This is a genomic window from Zoogloea sp. (genome assembly GCF_044344315.1).
Taxonomy (GTDB): Bacteria; Pseudomonadota; Gammaproteobacteria; order Burkholderiales; family Rhodocyclaceae; genus Zoogloea.
In genome coordinates this window covers 1-20,184 of record NZ_JBIJDC010000084.1, presented here as the reverse complement: position 1 = coordinate 20,184, position 20,184 = coordinate 1, and the positions used below count along the sequence as shown (strand labels likewise).

Genomic DNA, 20,184 nt, shown 5'->3' with positions numbered 1-20,184 from the left:
CTGTGATCGACGCGTGGCGGGCGACTGAAGTCGCCCCTACAAATCGCCCCTACGGGAGCGCTCCGACTGCGGGACTGAGCTTTTCAGGTTTATTCAACCCTACGGGCTCTCCCGCTGTCGTCAGGTCATGGGGTGGCAGACGGGCGCGGGGGGCGATGGACGCGCGCCCGACCCGCTTACCAGATCCTCACCCGTTGGGCCGGTGGCAGGTAGAGGGCGTTGGCGGGGGTGACGCCAAAGGTCTCGTACCAGGGGTCGAAATTGCGCAGGATGCCATTGACGCGGAATTCACCGGGGCTGTGGGCGTCGGTCAGGGTGATGCGGCGCAGGAAGCCATCGGTGAACAGGCTGCGCCACAGTTGGGCGTAGCCGAGGAAGTAGCGCTGGTTGCCCGTGTAACCGTCGATGACGGGTGCCTTGCCGCCGTACTCGCTGGCGATCAGCTTCTGATAGGCGGTCCAGGCGATGGCCATGCCGCCCAGGTCGCCGATGTTCTCGCCAAGGGTCAGTTGCCCGCTGACATTCAGGCCCGGCAGCGGCGAGAAGCGGTCGTACTGAGCCACCAGCTGCTTGGCGCGACGCTCAAAGTCGCGGCGGGATTTCTCGGTCCACCAATTGCGCAGGGCGCCTCTGCCGTCGTAGCGGTTGCCCTGGTCGTCAAAGCCATGGCTGATCTCGTGGCCGATCACCATGCCGATGGAACCAAAGTTGACGGCCGGGTCGGCCTTGGGGTCGAAGAAGGGGGGCTGCAGGATGGCGGCGGGAAACACGATCTCGTTGGCGGCGGGCGTGTAATAGGCATTGATCACGTGCGGCATGGTCTCCGGCGTCCAGGCCCATTTGCGCACCGGGCCTTTCAGCATGGCCTGGCTGTCGGCCAGGCGCCATTCCTCGTAGCGGATCATGTTGCCCAGCAGGTCGTCCTTGCTGACGCGGACCGAGCTGAAGTCATCCCATTGGTCCGGGTAGCCGATCTTGACGGTGATGGCATCGAGCTTGGCAATCGCCGCCTTGCGCGTGGGTGCATCCATCCACTCCGACTGGGCCAGGCGCTCGCGGAAGGCGGCGCGGAGGAAGGCCACCAGCTTCTGCATGGCCACCTTGGATTCCGCCGGGAAATAGCGGGCCGCATACAGTTTGCCGACCTGCTCGGCGATCGGCGGCGTGCTGAGAAAGTCGAGTGCCTGCTTGTCGAGGGGGCGCTGCTGCTCGATGCCGCCGAGCTTGCGCTGGAAGAAGTCGAAGTGGGCATCGACCCACTCGGCCGACAGCAGGGGTGCCCGGTTGTTCAGGTAATGGAAGGCCGAATAGGCCTGCAAGGTTTCCAGCGGCGTCTTGGCGTACACGGCGGCGATGTTGCGCAGGGCCGTGTCACTGGTCAGATTGACGCGCTGCGCATCGCCGAAGCCTGCGCCGTTCAGGAAGGCCTGCCAGTCGAAGCCGGGCGCATAGCGGCCGAGCTCGCGGGTGGACATGAGGTGATTGGTCTTGAGCGGGTCGCGGGACTGTTCCGGTGTCCAGTGCACTTTGGCCAGGCGGGTCTCGAAGGCCAGTATGGCCTTGGCCCTGGACTCGCCGTCGGCGATGCCAGCGCGGCGGAATACCCCGGCGATGTAGTCCAGGTAGGCGCTGCGGAAGCCGTCGTAGGGGGCCTCGGTCTTCAGGTAATAGTCACGCCCGGGCAAGCCCAGCCCGCCCTGTTCGACAAACAGCACGTAGCGATCGGGGTTGCTCGGGTCCTGCTGGATGGAGAGGTCGGCGACGGACGTGTAGCCGATGCCGCCCATGCGGCGGGCAAACTCCCGTTTGTCGCTCACCTTGAGGATCTCCGCCACGGTGGCCTGGAGCGGGCTCGCGCCCAGGGCGTTACGCCGCTCCACGTTCATGTAGCTCGCGTAGAGATCGGCGATCTGCTGTTCGGTGGTGGCGGCGGCGGGCGGGTTGGCGCGCAGCTCGTCGATGAGGGTCTGGATCTGTTGCTCGGTGCGCAGGGTGAGATCGACGAAGGCGCCGTTCATCGGGATGCCGGCGGGGATCTTGGCGGACGCCAGCCAGCCCTTATTGACGTGGCGGTAGAAGTCATCCCCGGCCTTGATCTCGGGGGCGAAATACTGGGTCTCGACACCCCATTGGCCGAACATGGGTTTGCCGTTCGCGGTGTCGGCGTGGGCCGGTGCGCTGCACAGCAGAATTGCAGCGATGGACAGCAGGGAAGTACGCAGGGCGCTCAGGGGGGCAGGGTCGAAAGTCATGGTGCAGGGCCTTTCTGGATGCGATGCCGGAATACTACCTGCATGTCTGTTTCCCGGATTGTCGGGAATTGATTTCATCGTTTTTACACCTTCATGGCATGGCCGCACCCATCCGCCATCTGCCATGTATTTTGTCGTAACCCGCCATTTCCCGTGTCCAGGTGGCGGCATATACTTCCTGGCGTTTTCTGCTCACGTCATTTTTGTCGAGGTGCTCATGAACTGCTGGAAGCCCGTCGTCAGGCCCCTGGTGGCCACGCTTTTATGTACCTGGATCACGCCGTCCTTTGCCGGGCATCGGGAGGTCGAATGTGGCAGCGTCCATGGGCGCTACAACTTCTGCTCCACGGGCTCCCATGGCGACGTGGAGTTGCAGCGGCAGCTGAGTTTTGCCTCCTGCGAGGAGGGCCGTTCGTGGGGTGTGGAGCGCGACGGGATCTGGGTGGACAACGGCTGCAACGGCCGTTTTCGCGTGGAGGACGATGGCCACGGCAAGCACGGTGGCAACAAGACCGCCATCGTCGCCGGTGCCGTCGGCCTGGCCGTGCTCGGCGCGATACTGCTCAACAGCAAGAAGAGCGAGGGGGATTCCGGTGCCGCGGTGGGTTCGGACGGCGACGGCTGGTCTTCCGGAAGTAGTAGCAGCGTGCCCACCTGGGCCGTCGGCAACTATCACGGCTACAACCCGCGGCGGCGCGCCGAGGTGGTGCTGGCGCTGGGGTCGGGGGGCCGTGTGAAGGCCGATATGCAGGGACGGACCCACTACGGTTCGGTGGCCGGCGACACCGTGACCCTGGACAGCGGCCAGCGCTTCCGGCTCTCCCGCACCGACACCGGGCTGCGTCTGTCCGACCTGGATGAGCAGGGCAACATCATCGATTTCTACCGGGACCGCTGATCCCCCCGTTCCCCGAGGAGTAACCATGTTTGATCAATACCTGAAGAAGTCCCTGCTGGCTGTGCTGGGGGGCGGTATTGCCATGCTCGTAATGCTGGCGGTGCCGGCTGCCGCCCAGGCGCCCGAGCCCACCGCTGTCACCGCCCAGGCCAGGCCCGGAAAGGTGAAACTGCCCCCGGCCCGCAGCCTGCTCGATCAGGTGCGGCGCGCCGGTGTCTTGCGGGTCGGCGTGGTGGAGCAGATTCCCTGGACCTTCACGGACCGTAGCGGCCAGCTGGCCGGGTTCGAGGTGGACGTGGCCCGGGCGCTGGCGTCCGATCTGGGGGTCCGGCTGGAACTCGTGCGTGCTTCAGCGACGGGCATCGCCGACGATGTGGCTGCCGGCCACGCGGACATCGGGGCGGCCGGGTTGTGGTTCTCGCCCCAGCGTGCGCTGGTGGTCAACTACACCCAGCCCTACTCCGAGGCCACGATGCGCCTGTTCGCGAGTAGGGCGCGGGCGGCCGGGCGGACGGATGTGGCTGCCTACCGGCAGGCCGACGTGACCCTGGGGGTGCTCAAGGGCAGCCCGGGTGAGGCCTTCGCACCCAAGGCCTTTCCGCTGGCGCGGATCCGCACCTTCGAGCGCTATGCCGACCTGGCTGACGCGGTTGAAACCGGCGGTATCGAGGCCGGCATCAGCATGTCGCCCCGGCCCGAGTTCCTGGTGCATGTGGCCGGTGACCGGATCTTCCTGCCGGTGGGCAGTGCCATCGCCACCCGCAGCGAGTCTTTTGTCACGCCGCGAGGCGATGCCGACATCCTCGCCTACCTGGAGAGCTGGATCCGCTACCGTAATGAAACCGGCTGGTTGAAGTCCCGTCGCGACTACTGGTTTGGCAGTTTTGCCTGGGCCGACCAGATTGACCGAAAGTGAGCGCAGGGGCTGCGGCCGACTGCGCCTGTTTGAGATTCCCAAGGAGTGATTGATGGAAATGAAGAGATTTGCATGTGTGGGCCTTGCCGGTGCTGTTGCGCTCTCCAGCCTGAGCCTGTCCGGGTGTGCCAACCTGGCTGACAGCAAGGCGGGCAGCACGGCCGCCGGTGCCGGTGCAGGCGCAGCCCTGGGGGCCGTGATTTCCGGTGCCACCGGCGGCAGTCACAGGGGGCGCGATGCCGCCATCGGCGCCGCGATCGGGGCGCTGGGGGGCTATATGTGGTCGTCCCACATGCAGAAGCAGAAGGCCGAGATGGAGGCCGCGACGGCGGGTACCGGCATCGCCGTGACCCAGACCGCGGACAACCAGCTGAAGATCGAAGTGCCCAGCGATGTGTCCTTCGACAGCGGACATGCCGAGATCAAAAGCAATCTCGCCCCCATCCTGACCCGCTTCGCCGAGACGCTGAAGGCCAATCCCGCCACCACGGTGCGGGTTGTCGGGCACACCGACAGCACCGGGTCGGATGCCATCAACAATCCCTTGTCGGTTAACCGCGCGGCCAGCGTGCGCACCTACCTGAGCCATCACGGCGTCGAATCGTCCCGCATTTCCATTGACGGGCGTGGTTCCCAGGAGCCGATTGCCGACAACGCCACCGACAGCGGTCGTGCCCGCAATCGGCGGGTCGAGATCTTCGTGGCGGAGAGCGCAGCGCCCGCCGCGCCGGCAGGGGGGGCGCCTGCCCGTCCGGCTGATCGCCTCTGATCCCGTCACTTGCGGCCCGCCCCCGTCGGTGGTGGGCCGCTTTTCCCTGCCGCCAGCACGCCCAGGCCCGTGCGCCCGGGCGTCGTCTTCAGGCCTGTAGCAGGCGGAATGCCCTGGGGGCCAGCCCGGTCCAGCGCCTGAATGCCCGGGAGAAGGCGCTCTGCTCCGAGAAGCCGAGCAGGAAGGCGATCTCGGTGAGGCTCTTGCTGCGGTCGCCCATGTAGCGTCGGGCCAGTTCAGCCCGCGTGTCATCCACCACCCGCTTGTAAGACCACCCCTGTTCGTTCAGGCGTCGCTGCATGCTGCGGCGGCTCAAGCCCATGGCGTCGGCCATTTCGGCTTCCGAGGGCTCGCCGGAGGTCAGGTGATGCAGTAGCCAGGCGCGGCAGCGGGTCACCAGATCATCGGCCACGAGTTCGTTCAACTGCCCGGCGAGAATGCCATCGAAGGTGGCAGCGAGGGCGGTGTTGGCGGTGGGCAGCGGCGTGTCTGCCGTGAGCATGTCGATGAGAAAGCTGTCCTCGGCCTGCCCGAAACACACCTCGCCACCGAAGAAGGCTGTGTAGGGGCCCGTGTCGGCCGGCTCGGGGCGGCGCAGACACACCCGCAGCGGGGCAAGGCGTGCCCCGAAGTTGGTGCGGCACATATCCACCAGGATAGACAGAGCAAAGTCGGCGATGGGCCAGCCCACCGGGTCCTCGCCGCGGCCGTGGTCGTAGATGAAGCGCAGTCCGTTCGGCTGGCTTACACAGGTGTAGGTGAAGCGGTTGCCGAGTATCCGGGCATAGCGCTCCATGCGCAGCAGACCCCGGCGCAGGGTCGCGCATGACAACCAGGCGAAGCCGAGGGTGCCGAGGTTGGAGGGGTGCCAGTACTCGGCGGAGCGCAGGCCGAAGGCCGGGTCGGGAATGACCTCCATGGCTTTCGCGAAGACAACGTCGGTCAGCCGGCTGGGCAGGCGGGCATTGGGCTGGCGCAGCACGCCTTCGGATACGCCCACCTCGCGCAACACGCGGGTCACGTCCACACCCTGAGCTTCCATCATCCGCAACATCATCAGCCAGACGGTTGCCAGGGAGGTCTCCCGCGCCATGTCATGTCCTTGAATTTCACCCTTTGGCGGAGATGGTCATGCGAATGGCGGGGGGCGTCAAGCTCTTCGGGGTGGGGTTTCCTATCCTGATGCCTGCCCCCTCGCACCCTCCGACCAGAGTGAGAGGGGGCAGGCCCTGTGTTTCATTCCGGGATACCCTGACCATGCCCGACAAGCACGCTGTTATCGACCCCATCACCGGCTTCCTCGATCGTCGCAGTTGCCTGCATGCCGCACACCGGATGCTCGCCGCTGCCGAGAGCAAGGCGCTGCCCCTCGCCGCCCTGTGGATCGATCTCGATCGATTCCGCCAGATCAATGCGTCCTTCGGTCACGCCGCCGGTGACGAGGTGATTGCCCGGGTGGCCGGGCGCATGCGCATGGTGCTGCCTGCGGGCGGACATGTTCTGGCTCGTATGGGCAGCGATGAATTCGTCGTCATGCTGAGCGGCGAAGACCGCCCCGTCGCCGAAGCCTTTGGACGCCTGCTGCTCGTCACCATCGAGCAATCCCTGTGCGTCGATGAACTGCTGATCCACCCGTCGGCCAGCATCGGGGTTGCCATGCTGCAGCCCGGTGACGACGGCCTGTCCTTGCTGGAGCGCGCCGATCGGGCCATGGGTGAGGCCAAGCGCCAGGGGGGCGGCCGGCTGGCCATGGCCGCCGGTGAAGTGCTGCCCGGCCATCACGGTACCTCCCTGGCCCGCGAGGAGCTGGCCATGGAGGCGGACCTCCATGCCGCCCTCGATAGCGGTGGCCTGCTGCTTGAATATCAGCCCATCCTGTCCCGGGATGGACGCATCGAGGCCGTTGAGGCCCTGATGCGCTGCACGGTCTTCGGGCGGCGCCTGATGCCCGACCGCTTCATCTCTGTCGCGGAAAAAACCGGACTGATCATCCGCCTGGGGGAATGGAGCCTGCTGCAGGGGGCGCGTTTTGCCGCTCGCTTGCGCGACGAAGGCCTGCCGACGAAGGTGGCCATCAATGTCTCCCGGGCCCAGCTGACCTCGCCGGCCTTTCTGCCTGCCCTGCACGGCGCGCTGCTGTGCGCAAACATCAGCCCCGAGCTGCTCGAACTGGAGCTCACCGAATCGCTGGCGATGGAGCTCGACGATGTCGTCCAGGACAACCTGCGGCGCGCCCGCGAGACTGGGGTCGGGCTGGCCATTGATGATTTCGGCACGGGCTTCTCCAGCCTGTCGAGCCTGAAGGACCTGCCGGCCACCAAGCTCAAGCTCGACAAGTCCTTCATTCAGGTGCTGCCCGCCGACCAGCGCGCCCTGGCCGTCGTGAAGGCCGCCACCCAGATGGGGCGCGAGCTGGGCATGGTGGTGGTGGCCGAGGGGGTTGAGACCGAGGGCCAGTGGAAGGCCCTGGAGCAGGCGGGCGTTGACGCCCTGCAGGGCTTCGCCATTGCCCGCCCCATGCCCGAAGACGCATTGCTGACCTGGCTCAAACTGAGGAAGAACACATGACCCGTCAAGACGACCCACGGACGCCAACGGTGGATGGCGTGCTCCAGCAGAGCATCCACGACATCGACATCCCGCCGCGGCCGACGGTGATCGACCGTATCCATGCCGAGATGAACAGCGATGCCCCCAATCTCCGCGGGATCGCCGGGCTCATCAGCCGCGATGTGAGTCTGGCCGCCGGGCTCATCAAGACAGCCAATTCGCCTTGCTTCGGCTTCGGCCGGCGCGCGCGTTCGGTCCACGAGGCCCTCACCATGCTGGGCCTCGACGTGAGCTGCCGGGCCATTGCCGCCATCAGCCTGCGCCGCGCCTTTCCCGATAGCGCCCGCTATGAGCGCTTCTGGCACGCCTCGGCGAGCGTCGCCACCCTGTCCGGCTGGCTCGCCCAGCAGCTGCGGGTGCCCGGCGTACGGGCCGACGACGCCTACACCTTCGGACTGTTCCGGGACTGCGGCATCGTCATCCTGCTACGGCGCTTTCCTGACTACCAGACCGTTCTGGCCCAGGCCAACAGCGATCGCGAGGCACCGTTCACCGCCATCGAGCAGGCCGCACTGCCCACCGACCATACGGTCATTGGCAGCCTGCTGGCCCAGAACTGGTGGCTGCCGGGCGAGATCTGCATGGCCATCCGTCACCACCACAGCCTCCCCGCCCTGGAGGCTGAGGTGTCACCGCTGCGGTGTCCGGGCCGGCACCTGGTGGCCATCGCCCAGACGGCGGAATACCTCGTCCAGGCGCTCACGGGCGGCAGCCGCAGCGAGGAATGGACCAAGCTCGGCCCGGCGTGCAGGGCGCTTCTCAAGCTCGACGATGGGACTCTTGAGGCATATCGCTGCGCCGCCGCGCCGCTCCTTCAGGCCGTGGAGTGAGACCGGTTCGGGCTGTGGGCGTCCGGCTTGACGCGACAGGCGGCTGAATCCCGTGGCGGCTTGAGCCTGCCCGTGGACTCGGTTGTTCCGGGGTCAGCCCATGCGCAGCGCCAGATCCTTCTCGAAGGCGGCGATCACGGCGGCGTCGCGGCTCTTGTAGCGCTCACCGGGGTGGGCTGCGAAGTTCTGGTCGGTGGGCGCTTCGGCAAATTCGTCGTCGCAGAGGGCGTACAGGAACTCCCCCGCCGGCGTCTCGTAGACCTTGAACACGGTGTTGGCATACACCACCGGCAAGGGCTGGCTGAGGCTGCCCACTTCCACATCGTAAAGTTCGCAGGCGGCGTTCAGCGCGTCCTCGTAGGTGGCCTCAAAGGGGCAGTCTTCATAGCTGTGTTCATCCACCACGATGCCGGCGGCTTCATACACGTAGCCATTGGCCTGGGGGACGTGCCAGATGGCGAAGTCGTCGTGCTCGAAAACCCGGGTGATCTGCTCGGTCAAGTCCGTTCTCCTGATTGCTTATGACACGGTGAAGCGCAGGGTGCTGCCTTCCAGCTGCATGCTGCGCACCTTGATCAGCTTGCCGGGCTGCTTCTGGCGGAAGAGGGCGAGGCTTTCGCTGACGCCGGACCAGAGGTCTGAGATGACCGACTGTTCGGTGACTTCCACGCCGCGCTGGGTGTCGCCGGTGGCCGGCATGCGGAAGCACATGCGGGCTTCGGCGCCGTGCACCTCGAACCAGCCCTTGAGGTCCTCCGTCTTGCTGATCTGCCAATCGAAGCCCAGCGTGTGCAAGGCCTCTGCGAAGGGCGCGTAGCCCTTGTCCATGTCCTTGAAGTTGATGGTGTCGGTGGGGAGTGTCTGCAGGTCGGGATTCATGGCTGAGGTAGGGAGGGGAGGTTCAGGTCTGGACTGTAGCGGGTTCGGGGGCGGTCTGCTCAGCCCCTGGCGCGCTTGCCGCTTCGCGCGAAGCGCGTCAGGCGCACATCCACCGTCAGGCTCAGGCTTTCCAGGGCGGCGGCCCGGGCACGGCCTTCGGCGCTGGCGCGGTAGAGGTGCGGGGTCATCACCAGCAGGTCGGCGATCCGGGCCGGGCTGGACAGGGTCAGGGTGTAGCGGATGGGCTCGCCGGGCGGCAGGGCCGTGAAGCCGGCAGGTGCCGTCGGGTCGGCGGGGCGCTCGGGTTTGAGGCTGGGGTAGATGATCTCGCGCAGCTCGCGCAGGTGGTCGGGCCCGGCGTCCACCTGGAGCAGCTGGCCGCCGGGTTTCAGCACCCGCGCAAATTCCGGGTACACCGGGAAGCCGAACATGCACAGGACCCGGTCGAGGGTGCCGGGCAGCACCGGCAGGTTGGCGTTGCTGCCGACGACCCACTGGGTGTGCCTGTCCTGCTTGGCCGCGGCGAGCACGGCCCATTTGGAGATGTCGAGGCCGAGCAGGGCCAGGGCCTGATTGCGCTGCGTGGCGGCGGCGATGAGCTGGCGCAGGTAATAGCCCTCGCCGCAGCCGGCATCGAGACAGCTGGCGGTGGTGCCCGGGGCCAGGTCGGCCAGGGTGGCTTCGGCCACGGCGTCGGCGATGGGTTGATAGACGCCGGTTTCCAGGAAGCGCCGGCGCGCGGCGATCATCTCCTTGCTGTCACCCGGATCGCGGGAGCGCTTGTTCTGCACCGGCAGCAGGTGGGTGTAACCCTGGCTGGCAACGTCGAAACTGTGGCCGGCCGCACAGCGCCAGCTCGTGCCGTGGCGCTGCAGGGCGCCACCGTCCAGCGGGCAGGCGAGTGCCGGGAAGGGGGTGATCGGAGGGCTGGTCATGAACGGGCTGCGCGCGGAGGGTGTGCTCTGGGGCATGGCGGAGCGGATGGTAGCGCGATTGCCGGCCGTGCGCAGCGGCCCGGCAAAGGGCCGTCATCCGGCGGGGCATTCTCCCGCCCGCGGACGCGCCTGGTGTCTGTCGGTGGGCTGTGCGCCGGGGCTGAATGAACTCGACCCCACAACAGCGCACCCTCTCGGCCAATCTGGGTTCCCTCGGTCAGATCGCCCGATGGTCTGGAAGGTACTGACGGTGGCTGGAGGGACCGTAGGGGCGACTTCAGTCGCCCGCGGACTTCGATCAAGGGCTTGTCTGTGAGCAATGCGCGGATGGGCGACTGAAGTCGCCCCTACAAGTCGCCCCGACAAGTCTCCCCTACACGTCGTCCCGTAGGACGTGCCTGCAGGAGAGGCCGCATCGGGCGTGGATTGTCAGCTCCGCGTGCCGCGCAGCAGGCGGGTGATGTCCCGGCCGCTGATGGCCTCGTTGGTGTAGCTGAAGCTGCCGTGCTCCTGTACTTCCCGCGCGGCCCGCAGGAAGGCGCCGTAGGCGGCCCGGGCGAAGGAGCCGCCGACGCTGATCCGCTTGACCCCCATGGCCTCCAGGTCGGCCACGGTGAGCGTCACGCCATCCAGGCCCATCAGCACGTTCACGGGCCGGTCTACCGCGCTCAGCACGGCGGCGATGTCCTCGCGGGTGCGCAGGCCGGGGGCGAAGAGCACGTCGGCCCCGGCCTCCTGGTAGGCCTGCAGGCGCTGGATGGTGTCGGCGAGGTCGGGTTGGCCGACGAAGTAGTTCTCGGCCCGGGCGGTCAGCGTGAAGGGGAAGGGCAGGGCGCGGGCGGCTTCCACGGCGGCGCGGATACGGTCGGTGGCCAGGGCCAGCGGGAGGATGGGAGCATGGCGGTCGCCGCTGCCGTCCTCGATGGACGCTCCGACGATGCCTGTCGTGGCGGCCAGCCGGATAGTGTTGGCCACGGTCTCGGGCTCCGGGCCGAAGCCATTCTCCAGGTCGGCGCTGAGGGGCAGGTCGGTGGCGTCAGCCATCTGCCGCAGGTGCGCCAGCATGCGTTCGCGGCCGACGGCGCCATCGCACAGCCCGCAGGAGAAGGCGTGACCGGCCCCCGTCGAGGCCAGGGCCTTGAAGCCCATCTGGGCCAGCAGCCGGGCCGAGCCGACATCCCAGGGGTTGGGGATGACGAAGCATCCCGGGTCGGTGTGGAGTTGCCTGAAGGCGAGGGCCCGGGCGGAGAGGGTGTCGTTCATGGTCGTGGTGGTCCTGGTTGGGGGGAAGGAGACGAAGAGGGCGGGGGGTGTTCAGCTTATCGCGGGCACGGGCATGGGCCCGGGGCGCAGGATCTCCCTGTCGTTGATCGGGTAGTGCAGGGCGGCAGCCATCACCCCCAGGGCAATGCCGACCCCCCAGATCAGGTCATAGGATCGTGTCACATCAAACACGTAGCCACCCAGCCACACCCCGAAGAACGCTCCGAGCTGATGGCCGAAGAAGACAAAGCCGAACAGGGTGGTCAGATAACGCAGCCCGAAGACCTGCGCCACCAATCCGTTGGTCAGGGGCACCGTGCCCAGCCAGACCAGACCCATGACGGCGCAGAACAGGTACAGGCTTCCGCTGCTCAGGGGCAGCAGGACGAACAGGGCCATGGCCGCCGAGCGCAGCAGATAGATGCCGCACAGCAGGTATTTGCGCCGGAACCGCCCGCCCAGCAGGCCGCAGAGGTAGGTCCCGACCACATTGCTCAGGGCAATCACCGCCAGCCCGGCCACTGCGGTGCTGGCTGGCAGGCCTTTGTCCTGAAGGTAGGCGGGCAGGTGGGCGGCGATGAAGGCCAGTTGGAATCCGCAGGCCAGAAAGCCCAAGTTGAGCAGCCAGAAGCCCCGGTGGCGGAAGGCTTCGGCCAGGGCGGCGCGAAGGCTCTGCTCGTGCATCCCCGCCTGGCCGGGCTGGTCGTCGAGGGGCCAGGCACAGGGCAGCAGCAGCGCACACAGGAGCGCCAGGGCCAGCAGCGCGCCGGCCCAGCCCAGGCTGTCGATCAGCCCCTGGGCCGTCGGCACCAGAAAAAACTGGCCCAGCCCGCCCACGGCCCCGGCCAGGCCCAGGGCCCAGTTGCGCCGGGCGGGTGGCATCAGGCGGCTGAGGGCCCCGTACACCACTCCGAAGGAGGTCGCCGACAGGGCAATGCCGATGCACACCCCGGCCGACAGGGTGAAGGCCATGGGCGAGGCCGCATTGGCCATGGCGAACAGGCCGACCCCGTAAAGGGCCAGCCCCGCGGCAATGACCCGCCGGGCGCCGAAGCGGTCGGCGATCATGCCGGTGAAGGGCTGGGCCAGCCCCCACATCAGGTTCTGCACGGCAATCGCAAAGCCGAACGTTTCCCGCGACCAGCCCTGTTCCAGCGTGACCGGAACCAGGAAGATCCCCTGGGCATGGCGCACGCCCAGGGCCAGCCCCATCACCAGGCCGCCCGCCACCACCATGGTCACCGGGTGGAAGCACCACGACGTTTGTGCACGGTCTTGTTTCATCGTGTTCTCGCATTCCGCTTGTTCATTTGATCTGATCTTCTTGTGTGGCCTTTTATGGAGGGATTAGACTGACTTTAAGCAGGGCTTTCAAATCACTTTTCAGATCTGTTTGCATGAGGTTTAAGAATGTCAATCGCGCTTGTCCGGCTTCCGTCCCTTGATCTGGTTCGCGGCTTCGTGGCGGTGGGCCGCCGCATGAGCATCACCCTGGCTGCCCATGACCTGTGCCTGACCCAGTCTGCGGTGAGCCGCCAGGTCCATGCCCTGGAAGACATGCTCGGGGTGCGCTTGCTGGTGCGTGGGCATCGCTCCATTGCCTTTACACCGGAAGGCGAGCGTCTGTTCCGCAGCGCCGACGGCGTGATCCAGCAGTTGCAGGACGTGATCGGCGCAATCCGGGTGACGGCCGCCGTCCGGCCCGTCACCGTGACCTCCAGCATCGGCGTGGCGGGCCTGTGGCTGCTGCCCCGGTTGGGTGAGTTTCTGCGCGCTCATCCAGGTATCGACGTGCGCCTGTCGGCCAGCAACACCCTCGCCGACTTGCGCTTCGACGGTGTGGACCTGGCCATCCGCTATTGCGCACCGGAGGCCGCCCCGGAGGGGGCGGTCCGCCTTTTTGGCGAGACGGTGGCGCCGGTGGCCCACCCCTCCCTGGGGCTGGGGGCACTGAGCGCACCGGAGCTGCTGGCGAACCAGGTGCTGCTGGAATTCGACGGGGAGTACCGCCCCTGGCTGCAGTGGAGCGAGTGGCTGGCCAGCCAGGGCTGGGGCACGCTCAAGCCACGCGGTGTGCTGCGTTTCAACCAGTACGACCAGATGATCCAGGCGGCGATTGCCGGTCAGGGCGTGGCGCTTGGGCGCCTGGAGCTGATCGGCCTTGCGCTGGCTGACAGACGGCTGGTCCGCTGCGATCTGCCCCGCCCGGGGCCGGCGTCGGCCAATGCCTACTGGCTGCTGCGCAGCGAGGCGGCGCCCCGGGCCGAGGTGGAGGAGGTGGTGCGCTGGATCCTCGCCGAGGCGTTCAGCGGCACAGGGCGAGAAGGTTGAGCCAGGCCAGGATGTTGTCTGGGTGCAGGTAGGCCTGGAAGCCGCGCACGATGCCCGCCAGCAGCAGGGTGCTGGCAAGCAGGCGGGCCAGGGTGGAGAGGCGTGGGCGTGTCATGGGGGCGTCCTCGCGCGGCCTGGGGAGGGCCGCTGCAGGGGGTATTGAATGCGCCAACGGCTTCCGTCTCAAGCGCCGAATGGGTATGCCCCGCATGCGCCCCCGGAATGGCAGGAAGTTCCCGGTGTGGCGCTTATTCACATTCCCATGGCGAATGAGAGGCGGGGTGATTTGTCGTTTGAGATGAACCCGGAATCGTCTTCAAATAGGGGCTCCAACCCGCCAGGGAATGGTGGGGTGGTTCATCCATCCATGCTGATGGCGAATCCGATACCCCGTCGCCCCGGCCCACACAAGGAGCTCCCATGCGATTCCAGGCACCCCATAGTCCGACGTCCCGACATCGGGCCCCCCAGCCCGCCCCTCAGCCCGTCCCGTTTGCCCCGGCCATGCCGCGCCTGCCCGGGGTACCCGCCAGCTTCGGCTACCTCGGGGCGACGCCCGAGCGGCCTTTCAACTACATGTACCAGCCACCGGCGGGAACACCCTGGCAAAACTGCGAGTACGCCCTGCAGCGCATGCACGTGGTGGATGCCCGCGCCACCGCCGCCCGTTCGTCCATTGATCGGGAGGGCTACGAGCTGTGGGATGCCCCCAGCGCGGTGGACGACTTTGCCGACGAGGCGGCGATCCGCCGCTACTACTATGCCGAGGCCGCCGAACTGGCGCGCTGGGTCACCGGGGCCCGCCAGGCCTGGGTCTTCGACCACCTGGTGCGCCGCCGCGAGGCCGGGCGCCCGGCCCTGGGCTTCGGCCGCCAGGGCGACGGCAGCAACCCGGCGGCGGTGGGCCGCGTGCATAACGACTACAGCGAAGCCTCCGGGCGCCGGCGCCTGGACCTGGTGCTCACCGATCCGGCCGCGCTGGCTCGGGTCGAGCGCTTTGCCATCGTCAACATCTGGCGCTCCATCCGCGGGCCGGTGGTGGATACGCCCCTGGCCGTCTGCGATGCCCGCTCCGTGTCGTCCCGCGACCTGGTGGCCGCCGAGATCCGCTACCCGGAGCGCACCGGCGAGATCTATCTGGTGCGCCACGCCGCCCGCCATCAATGGGCCTACTTCCCCGGCATGGATCGTCACGAGGCCCTGGTCTTCAAGCAGTACGACTCGCAGATCAACGGCACGGCACGCTTCACGCCCCATTCGGCCTTTGATCTGCCCGACGTCCCCGCCGACGCCCCCCTCCGGGAGAGCATCGAAGTGCGCTGCCTGGTCGTTTTCGAGTGAAGGAGCCCCCCATGAGCCAATCCCCCTGCGCCACCGCGCCCGCCCCCGTTGTCGAGTTCTGGTTCGAGTTCGGCAGCAACTACAGCTACCCCAGCGTGATGCGCATCGAAGCCGCCGCCGCCCGGCACGGCGTAAAGGTCGCCTGGAAGCCCTTCATGCTCGGCCCGATCTTCCACGAGCTGGGCATGGATAACTCCCCCTTCGTGCTGCAGAAGGAGAAGGGCGCCTACATGTGGCAGGACATTGCCCGGGAATGCCGCAAGTACGGCCTGCCGTGGACCCGCCCGAGCAGCTTTCCGCGCCTCGGCGTGCTGCCCCTGCGGGTGGCCATTCAGGGCGCCGACACGCCGTGGATGGAGGCCTTCTGCCAACAGGTGATGCAGCTTAACTTCGTGCACGATCAGGACATCAACAGCCCCGAGCCCCTCGCCGCCATTCTCACCGGATTGGGCCTGCCCGCTGCCGAGCTGCTCGCCCGGGCCGGCTCGGATGAGATCAAGGCCCGCTTGCGCGACCAGACCGCCGAGGCCCGCACCCGGGGCATCTTTGGCGCCCCGACCTTTTTCGTCGGCGACGAGATGTTCTGGGGCAACGACCGCCTCGACGACGCTCTCGCCTGCGCCGCGGCGCTGGGGGCGGGCGGATGAGCCCCAGTGCGCGGGAGTCGGCCTGGCTGGACCAGGGCTATCGCCCCTGGCCGGCCGCGGGTGGCTTCCTGCCCGCCATTGCCCGGCTCTTCCACCGGGAGGACGGCGCCCACCTGCGTTTCCGCGTGGAACTGGGCCCGGCCCACTGCAATGGCCACGGGCGGGGGCATGGTGGCTTCATCGCCACCCTGGCGGATGTCTGGCTGGCCGGCAACCTGGCCCGGCGCCTGCCGCCCGAAGCCTGCTTCGTCACCGCCAGCCTGCAGGTGGACTACCTGGGCGCCGTGGCCGCCGGTGACTGGCTGGAGAGCGAGATGGACTGGGTGCGCGTGGGCGGGCAGCTGAGCCACGCCGCCGGGCGCATCCGCGCCGGTGACGGCAGGCTGATCACCGCCATGCGGGGGAGTTTTGTGCGCCTGGATGCTTAGGCGCGCAGGCGCGTCACCTTGTCGGCGAGGGCCTGCATCTGGTCCTTCACCAGCTTGGCCAGGCGCTCGTCGGTGAGATTGCCGTCCCCATCGAAGGTGTTGGCAAAGGCATTGGCGAAGACCTCGGGCTTGTTGAGGGGCTGCAGGTCGAGGCACACGCAGACCTGGCGCAGGTGGTACTGGGCGCGGGAGCTGCCCATGCCGCCGGCGGCCCCCATGATGGCCACGGCCTTGCCTGCCAGCAGGGCGTTGTCCGGCTCCCGGGAGGCCCAGTCGATGATGTTCTTGAGGGCCGGGGCCAGGGAGTAGTTGTACTCGTTGCAGGCCAGCACCAGGGCGTCGGCCGCTGCGATCTGGGCCAGCACGCGCTTGACGGCGGCGGGCTTGTCGGTGATGTCGGCGTTGTAGAAGGGGATGTCGCCAAGCTCGGCGATCTCCATGCTCACGCCCTCGGGCAGGCTGGCCTGGGCGGCCCGCAGCAGGCCCTTGTTGGTGGATTTCTGGCGCAGGCTGCCGGCAATACCCAGTAGTTTGATGGACATGCTGATTCCCTTCTCTGGTGGGGTGGAGGTTCGCGTGGGCGCCAGGAGGGGCCCGGCGGAGTGGTGCAGGACCCATGCTAGGGCGAGGGCCGACGGGGGGCAAGGCCGCGCTTCAAGTGCCCTTGATCAGGCGTCCGCATTCGCTCAGCAGGCGGCGGATCCAGCGGTGGGCCGGAGTCAGGTGGTTGCGCTCGTGCCACAGCAGGTAGAAGCGCATCGCCGGGAAGGGGATGGGCGACGGGATGATGGTCAGGGGCAGCAGATCGGCATAGAAACGGGCGAAGTGACGGGTGGTGGTGAACACCAGGTCGCTGTTGATCAGCAGGTAGGGGGCCGAGGTGAAGGACTGCACCACCACCCGCTCGTCCCGGTTGATGCGGTGGGTGGCGAGCATGGTGTCCACCACCCCGCGCTGGCTGATGGAGTAGGGCATGGGCACGATGTGCACGGCCCGCTGGTAGTCCTCGGCCGTCAGGCCCTTGCGGGCCAGGGGGTGGGCCGACGACACCAGGCACACCACCTCGTCCTCCAGCAGCATGGACAGGTGCATGCGGTGGGGCGGCTCGGGCCAGTTGCCGATCACCACGTCCAGGTCGCCCTCGGCCAGGGAGCGCTCGAAATCGAAGCTCGGCCCCAGGGACTGCAGGCTCAGGCGCACATGGGGCGCCTCCCGGCGGATACGCTCCACCACGCTGGCCATGAAGATCGGCGCCAGGTAGTCGGGCGCGCCGATGCGGAACTCGTAGCGGCTGGTGAGGGGCTCGAAGGACTCCGGCGAGAAGGTCATCCGGTCGATCTCGGCCAGCGCCCCCTTGGCATGGGAGAGCAGGGTCAGGGCCCGCTCGGTGGGCACCATGCCGCTCTTCTCGCGCACCAGCAGGGGGTCGCCGAGCACCTGGCGCAGGCGCTTCAGGGCCAGGCTCACCGCCGGTTGCGACTGGTTCAGCTTGAGGGCCGTGCGCGACACGCTGCGCTCGGTGATCAGCAGGCAAAACATGCGCAGCAGGTAGGTGTCGAGTTGGTCTTCGCTTCGGCGGCCGGTCATGGTGGCATCAGGACAATATCGAAATCTATATATAGCTTATAACGCTATATCTGTTTTCTTAAAGGTCACTCGTCCTAAACTCGTCTCCATCCCACAACGTGAAGAACAAGGAGACAGAAACATGGGACGACTCACCACCCACGTGCTCGACACCGCCCACGGCCGGCCCGGCCAGGGCATCGCCGTCACGCTGTTCCGCCTCGACGGTGGCCGGCGCGAGCTGCTGCGTACCGTCACCAACGATGACGGCCGCTGCGACCGCCCCCTGCTCGAGGGCGAGGCCTTCGAGGCGGGCACCTACGAGCTGGTGTTTGCCGCCGGCGACTACTTCCGCGCCCTCGTCACCACCCTGCCCGAGCCGCCTTTCGTGGACGAGGTGGCGCTGCGCTTCGGCGTGGCCGACCCGGCCCAGCACTACCATGTGCCCCTGCTGGTGTCCCCGTGGAGCTACTCCACCTACCGGGGCAGTTGAGCCGGGCCCGCCCCTCCCTCACAGACTGACGCGCCATGGAAACCTATCTCCTCGACTGGGCCAACCTGCTCCTGCGCTGGCTCCACCTGATCACCGGCATCGCCTGGATCGGGGCCTCCTTCTACTTCGTGATGCTCGACAACTCCCTCAAGCCGCCCAAAAAGTCCGCCGACACGGGCCGCGGCGTGTTTGGCGAGCTGTGGGCGGTGCATGGCGGCGGCTTCTACTGCAGCCAGAAATTCCCCACCGGCCCCAAGGGCGAACCCCTCAGCGACGACCTGCACTGGTCCAAGTGGGAGGCCTACTCCACCTGGTTGTCGGGCATGAGCCTGCTGGCGGTGGTGTACTGGATCGGCGCGTCGAGCTACCTCATCGACCCCAAGGTGATGGCCCTGACGCCCGCCGCGGCGGTGGGCATCTCGGTGGCCTTCCTGGCCGCCGGCTGGGTGGTGTATGACCTGCTGTGCCGCAAACTGATGGGCCGCGAAGGGCTGATGTCGGCCCTGCTGTTCGCTTTTGTCGTGCTCTGTGACTGGGCCCTGCACCAGCTCTTCTCGGCCCGCGGCGCCTACATCCACGTGGGCGCCATGCTTGGCACCATGATGGCGGCCAATGTGTTCTTCCACATCATCCCGGGGCAGAAGCGCATGGTCGAGCAGATCCGCAACGGCCTGCCGGTGGATACCCGCCCGGGCCAGATCGGCAAGCAGCGTTCGGTACACAACACCTACTTCACCCTGCCGGTGCTGTTCATCATGATCAGCAACCACTACCCCATGACCTACTCCCATCCCAATGGCTGGCTGGTGCTGGTGGGCATGATGCTGGCTGGCGTGCTGATCCGGCAGTTCTTCGTGCTGCGCCACCGGGGCGAGGTGAAATGGTGGCTGCCTGCGGCCGGTGTGGCCCTGATCGCCACCCTGATGGTGCTGATGGCGCCCAAGCCCGTGGATGCCGGCGGCGACAAGGTGAGCTTTGCCGCGGTGCGCCAGGTGCTGGCCCAGCGCTGCACCGCCTGCCATGCCGACTCGCCCACCGAGGCCGGCTTTGCCCAGCCGCCCAAGGGCGTGGTCTTGCTGCAGCCCGAACAGATCGGCCAACATGCCGCCAAGATCGCCGAAACCGTGGCCAGCGGCTACATGCCCCTGGGTAACCTGACCGGCATCACCGAGCCGGAACGGCAGCTCATCGCCCGCTGGCATGCCCAGGGCGCCCGGCTCGCCGACTGATCAAGGAATGTCATCCATGCAAGAGACTCCCCTCGCCACCCTCTCCGCCCAGCCCCGCGACGTCTTTGTCGCCCAGCTGGCCGGCATCTTCGAGCACTCCCCGTGGATTCCCGAGCGGGCCTGGGCAGCGCGCCCCTTCGCCAGCATCGACGCCCTCCATGCTGCCATGCTGGCGGTGCTGGATGCCGCCAGCGCCGAGGAAAAGCTCGGCCTGATCCGCGCCCACCCGGAGCTGGCCGGCAAGGAAGCCGCCGCCGGTACCCTCACCGCTGCCTCCACCGGCGAGCAGCGCGGGGCCGGCCTGGACCAGTGCAGCGCCGACGAGCTGGCCCGCCTGCGCCAGCTCAATGCCGCCTACCAGGCACGGTTCGGCTTCCCCTTCGTGATCGCCGTGAAGGGCCTGTCCCGCTACCAGATCATGGATGCCGTGGAAACCCGCCTGGCCCATGATGTCCAAACCGAATTCCAGACCTGCCTGACCGAGATCGGCAAGATCGCCCGCTTCCGCCTCGACGCCCTGCTGGCCTGACCCCACAAGGAGCCACCATGTCACCGGACCCCGCCTACCCCCGCGACCTCGTCGGCTACGGCCGCAATCCGCCCCACGCCAACTGGCCCGGCCAGGCCCGGGTGGCCGTGCAGTTCGTCCTCAACTACGAAGAGGGCGGCGAGAACTGCGTGCTCCATGGCGACGCCGGCAGCGAGCAGTTCCTGTCCGAGCTCTTCAACCCGGCCAGCTACCCGGACCGCCACCTGTCGATGGAGGGGGTCTACGAGTACGGCTCGCGGGTCGGGGT

General features: G+C 67.5%; 22 protein-coding genes and 1 pseudogene. 13 read left to right on the top strand and 10 right to left on the bottom strand.

Going from position 1 to position 20,184, the window contains the following annotated elements:
- Nucleotides 1-176 precede the first annotated feature (176 nt).
- Nucleotides 177-2,252, bottom strand: a complete 2,076-nt coding sequence (locus tag ACIQ09_RS16235) for a M13 family metallopeptidase (protein ID WP_398312122.1) — start codon at nucleotides 2,250-2,252, stop codon at nucleotides 177-179.
- A 217-nt stretch (nucleotides 2,253-2,469) separates the two neighbouring features.
- On the opposite strand from ACIQ09_RS16235, the gene ACIQ09_RS16230 reads away from it, so the two are divergent.
- From ACIQ09_RS16230 to ACIQ09_RS16220, 3 genes are read left to right on the top strand one after another with little or no spacing between them, the layout of a single operon-like run.
- Complete coding sequence (locus ACIQ09_RS16230) at nucleotides 2,470-3,150, top strand: DUF3011 domain-containing protein (protein ID WP_398312119.1); 681 nt, start codon at nucleotides 2,470-2,472, stop codon at nucleotides 3,148-3,150.
- 25 nt (nucleotides 3,151-3,175) lie between these two features.
- On the top strand, nucleotides 3,176-4,066 hold the full coding sequence (locus tag ACIQ09_RS16225) for a transporter substrate-binding domain-containing protein (protein WP_398312116.1): 891 nt from the start codon (nucleotides 3,176-3,178) through the stop codon (nucleotides 4,064-4,066).
- Between the two features lie 58 nt (nucleotides 4,067-4,124).
- Nucleotides 4,125-4,835 carry an OmpA family protein gene (locus ACIQ09_RS16220; protein WP_398312113.1) on the top strand — a complete coding sequence of 237 codons (711 nt, stop codon included), beginning with the start codon at nucleotides 4,125-4,127 and terminating at the stop codon, nucleotides 4,833-4,835.
- Between the two features lie 88 nt (nucleotides 4,836-4,923).
- On the opposite strand, the gene ACIQ09_RS16215 is transcribed toward ACIQ09_RS16220, so the two are convergent.
- Nucleotides 4,924-5,928, bottom strand: a complete 1,005-nt coding sequence (locus tag ACIQ09_RS16215; RefSeq protein WP_398312110.1) for an AraC family transcriptional regulator — start codon at nucleotides 5,926-5,928, stop codon at nucleotides 4,924-4,926.
- Between the two features lie 164 nt (nucleotides 5,929-6,092).
- Between ACIQ09_RS16215 and ACIQ09_RS16210 the strand changes: the two genes are divergently transcribed.
- Nucleotides 6,093-7,403 carry a putative bifunctional diguanylate cyclase/phosphodiesterase gene (locus ACIQ09_RS16210; protein ID WP_398312107.1) on the top strand — a complete coding sequence of 437 codons (1,311 nt, stop codon included), beginning with the start codon at nucleotides 6,093-6,095 and terminating at the stop codon, nucleotides 7,401-7,403.
- Nucleotides 7,400-8,275 (top strand): HDOD domain-containing protein, encoded by an 876-nt coding sequence (locus tag ACIQ09_RS16205; protein WP_398312104.1) that lies wholly within the window; start codon nucleotides 7,400-7,402, stop codon nucleotides 8,273-8,275. Before ACIQ09_RS16210 ends, ACIQ09_RS16205 begins: the two co-directional genes overlap by 4 nt.
- Nucleotides 8,276-8,368: 93 nt before the next feature.
- Here the strand turns inward: ACIQ09_RS16205 and ACIQ09_RS16200 are convergent, their stop codons facing one another.
- From ACIQ09_RS16200 to ACIQ09_RS16180, 5 genes are all read right to left on the bottom strand, one after another.
- A complete protein-coding gene (locus ACIQ09_RS16200; protein ID WP_398312102.1) occupies nucleotides 8,369-8,776 on the bottom strand; it encodes a hypothetical protein in 408 nt (135 codons plus the stop codon).
- Nucleotides 8,777-8,794: 18 nt separating this feature from the next.
- Nucleotides 8,795-9,154, bottom strand: coding sequence for a hypothetical protein (locus ACIQ09_RS16195; protein ID WP_398312099.1), 360 nt, complete (start codon nucleotides 9,152-9,154; stop codon nucleotides 8,795-8,797).
- 59 nt (nucleotides 9,155-9,213) lie between these two features.
- On the bottom strand, nucleotides 9,214-10,089 hold the full coding sequence (locus ACIQ09_RS16190) for a putative RNA methyltransferase (RefSeq protein ID WP_398312096.1): 876 nt from the start codon (nucleotides 10,087-10,089) through the stop codon (nucleotides 9,214-9,216).
- A 429-nt stretch (nucleotides 10,090-10,518) separates the two neighbouring features.
- Nucleotides 10,519-11,352 (bottom strand): oxaloacetate decarboxylase, encoded by an 834-nt coding sequence (locus ACIQ09_RS16185; protein ID WP_398312093.1) that lies wholly within the window; start codon nucleotides 11,350-11,352, stop codon nucleotides 10,519-10,521.
- 51 nt (nucleotides 11,353-11,403) lie between these two features.
- Nucleotides 11,404-12,636: an MFS transporter gene (locus ACIQ09_RS16180; protein ID WP_398312090.1), complete on the bottom strand. Its 1,233-nt coding sequence runs from the start codon at nucleotides 12,634-12,636 to the stop codon at nucleotides 11,404-11,406.
- Between the two features lie 126 nt (nucleotides 12,637-12,762).
- Here ACIQ09_RS16180 and ACIQ09_RS16175 point away from each other — a divergent pair, with 126 nt between their 5' ends.
- Nucleotides 12,763-13,683, top strand: a complete 921-nt coding sequence (locus ACIQ09_RS16175; protein WP_398312087.1) for a LysR substrate-binding domain-containing protein — start codon at nucleotides 12,763-12,765, stop codon at nucleotides 13,681-13,683.
- Here ACIQ09_RS16175 and ACIQ09_RS16170 read toward each other — a convergent pair.
- The gene (locus tag ACIQ09_RS16170) at nucleotides 13,658-13,798 is read right to left on the bottom strand and encodes a hypothetical protein (RefSeq protein WP_398312084.1); all 141 of its coding nucleotides are present in this window, start codon (nucleotides 13,796-13,798) and stop codon (nucleotides 13,658-13,660) included. The genes ACIQ09_RS16175 and ACIQ09_RS16170 overlap by 26 nt on opposite strands.
- A gap of 305 nt (nucleotides 13,799-14,103) precedes the next feature.
- On the opposite strand from ACIQ09_RS16170, the gene ACIQ09_RS16165 reads away from it, so the two are divergent.
- Genes ACIQ09_RS16165 through ACIQ09_RS16155 form a run of 3 tightly spaced genes read left to right on the top strand, consistent with a single transcriptional unit; the run spans nucleotide 14,104 to nucleotide 16,099 of the window.
- Complete coding sequence (locus ACIQ09_RS16165; RefSeq protein WP_398312081.1) at nucleotides 14,104-15,024, top strand: CmcJ/NvfI family oxidoreductase; 921 nt, start codon at nucleotides 14,104-14,106, stop codon at nucleotides 15,022-15,024.
- Nucleotides 15,025-15,035: 11 nt separating this feature from the next.
- On the top strand, nucleotides 15,036-15,671 hold the full coding sequence (locus ACIQ09_RS16160) for a 2-hydroxychromene-2-carboxylate isomerase (RefSeq protein WP_398312078.1): 636 nt from the start codon (nucleotides 15,036-15,038) through the stop codon (nucleotides 15,669-15,671).
- Complete coding sequence (locus ACIQ09_RS16155) at nucleotides 15,668-16,099, top strand: PaaI family thioesterase (protein WP_398312075.1); 432 nt, start codon at nucleotides 15,668-15,670, stop codon at nucleotides 16,097-16,099. Before ACIQ09_RS16160 ends, ACIQ09_RS16155 begins: the two co-directional genes overlap by 4 nt.
- Here the strand turns inward: ACIQ09_RS16155 and ACIQ09_RS16150 are convergent.
- Nucleotides 16,096-16,641 carry an NADPH-dependent FMN reductase gene (locus ACIQ09_RS16150; protein ID WP_398312072.1) on the bottom strand — a complete coding sequence of 182 codons (546 nt, stop codon included), beginning with the start codon at nucleotides 16,639-16,641 and terminating at the stop codon, nucleotides 16,096-16,098. The genes ACIQ09_RS16155 and ACIQ09_RS16150 overlap by 4 nt on opposite strands.
- 112 nt (nucleotides 16,642-16,753) lie before the next feature.
- Nucleotides 16,754-17,686 (bottom strand): LysR family transcriptional regulator, encoded by a 933-nt coding sequence (locus ACIQ09_RS16145; RefSeq protein ID WP_398312069.1) that lies wholly within the window; start codon nucleotides 17,684-17,686, stop codon nucleotides 16,754-16,756.
- A gap of 121 nt (nucleotides 17,687-17,807) precedes the next feature.
- On the opposite strand from ACIQ09_RS16145, the gene uraH reads away from it, so the two are divergent.
- From uraH to ACIQ09_RS16125, 4 genes and pseudogenes are all read left to right on the top strand, one after another.
- Complete coding sequence (gene uraH / locus ACIQ09_RS16140; RefSeq protein ID WP_398312066.1) at nucleotides 17,808-18,158, top strand: hydroxyisourate hydrolase; 351 nt, start codon at nucleotides 17,808-17,810, stop codon at nucleotides 18,156-18,158.
- Between the two features lie 35 nt (nucleotides 18,159-18,193).
- Nucleotides 18,194-19,387, top strand: coding sequence for a urate hydroxylase PuuD (locus tag ACIQ09_RS16135; RefSeq protein ID WP_398312063.1), 1,194 nt, complete (start codon nucleotides 18,194-18,196; stop codon nucleotides 19,385-19,387).
- A 7-nt stretch (nucleotides 19,388-19,394) separates the two neighbouring features.
- Nucleotides 19,395-19,916, top strand: coding sequence for a 2-oxo-4-hydroxy-4-carboxy-5-ureidoimidazoline decarboxylase (gene uraD / locus ACIQ09_RS16130; protein ID WP_398312060.1), 522 nt, complete (start codon nucleotides 19,395-19,397; stop codon nucleotides 19,914-19,916).
- Between the two features lie 17 nt (nucleotides 19,917-19,933).
- Nucleotides 19,934-20,184: pseudogene (locus tag ACIQ09_RS16125) on the top strand (allantoinase); the annotation flags it as partial.

Bases quoted from the DNA above. Each gene is read 5' to 3' on its own strand.
- ACIQ09_RS16235 (WP_398312122.1), bottom strand. From the start codon at position 2,252: ATGACTTTCGACCCTGCCCCCCTGAGCGCCCTGCGTACTTCCCTGCTG.
- ACIQ09_RS16230 (WP_398312119.1), top strand. From the start codon at position 2,470: ATGAACTGCTGGAAGCCCGTCGTCAGGCCCCTGGTGGCCACGCTTTTA.
- ACIQ09_RS16225 (WP_398312116.1), top strand. From the start codon at position 3,176: ATGTTTGATCAATACCTGAAGAAGTCCCTGCTGGCTGTGCTGGGGGGC.
- ACIQ09_RS16220 (WP_398312113.1), top strand. From the start codon at position 4,125: ATGAAGAGATTTGCATGTGTGGGCCTTGCCGGTGCTGTTGCGCTCTCC.
- ACIQ09_RS16215 (WP_398312110.1), bottom strand. From the start codon at position 5,928: ATGGCGCGGGAGACCTCCCTGGCAACCGTCTGGCTGATGATGTTGCGG.
- ACIQ09_RS16210 (WP_398312107.1), top strand. From the start codon at position 6,093: ATGCCCGACAAGCACGCTGTTATCGACCCCATCACCGGCTTCCTCGAT.
- ACIQ09_RS16205 (WP_398312104.1), top strand. From the start codon at position 7,400: ATGACCCGTCAAGACGACCCACGGACGCCAACGGTGGATGGCGTGCTC.
- ACIQ09_RS16195 (WP_398312099.1), bottom strand. From the start codon at position 9,154: ATGAATCCCGACCTGCAGACACTCCCCACCGACACCATCAACTTCAAG.
- ACIQ09_RS16190 (WP_398312096.1), bottom strand. From the start codon at position 10,089: ATGACCAGCCCTCCGATCACCCCCTTCCCGGCACTCGCCTGCCCGCTG.
- ACIQ09_RS16185 (WP_398312093.1), bottom strand. From the start codon at position 11,352: ATGAACGACACCCTCTCCGCCCGGGCCCTCGCCTTCAGGCAACTCCAC.
- ACIQ09_RS16180 (WP_398312090.1), bottom strand. From the start codon at position 12,636: ATGAAACAAGACCGTGCACAAACGTCGTGGTGCTTCCACCCGGTGACC.
- ACIQ09_RS16175 (WP_398312087.1), top strand. From the start codon at position 12,763: ATGTCAATCGCGCTTGTCCGGCTTCCGTCCCTTGATCTGGTTCGCGGC.
- ACIQ09_RS16170 (WP_398312084.1), bottom strand. From the start codon at position 13,798: ATGACACGCCCACGCCTCTCCACCCTGGCCCGCCTGCTTGCCAGCACC.
- ACIQ09_RS16165 (WP_398312081.1), top strand. From the start codon at position 14,104: ATGCGATTCCAGGCACCCCATAGTCCGACGTCCCGACATCGGGCCCCC.
- ACIQ09_RS16160 (WP_398312078.1), top strand. From the start codon at position 15,036: ATGAGCCAATCCCCCTGCGCCACCGCGCCCGCCCCCGTTGTCGAGTTC.
- ACIQ09_RS16155 (WP_398312075.1), top strand. From the start codon at position 15,668: ATGAGCCCCAGTGCGCGGGAGTCGGCCTGGCTGGACCAGGGCTATCGC.
- ACIQ09_RS16150 (WP_398312072.1), bottom strand. From the start codon at position 16,641: ATGTCCATCAAACTACTGGGTATTGCCGGCAGCCTGCGCCAGAAATCC.
- ACIQ09_RS16145 (WP_398312069.1), bottom strand. From the start codon at position 17,686: ATGACCGGCCGCCGAAGCGAAGACCAACTCGACACCTACCTGCTGCGC.
- uraH (WP_398312066.1), top strand. From the start codon at position 17,808: ATGGGACGACTCACCACCCACGTGCTCGACACCGCCCACGGCCGGCCC.
- ACIQ09_RS16135 (WP_398312063.1), top strand. From the start codon at position 18,194: ATGGAAACCTATCTCCTCGACTGGGCCAACCTGCTCCTGCGCTGGCTC.
- uraD (WP_398312060.1), top strand. From the start codon at position 19,395: ATGTCATCCATGCAAGAGACTCCCCTCGCCACCCTCTCCGCCCAGCCC.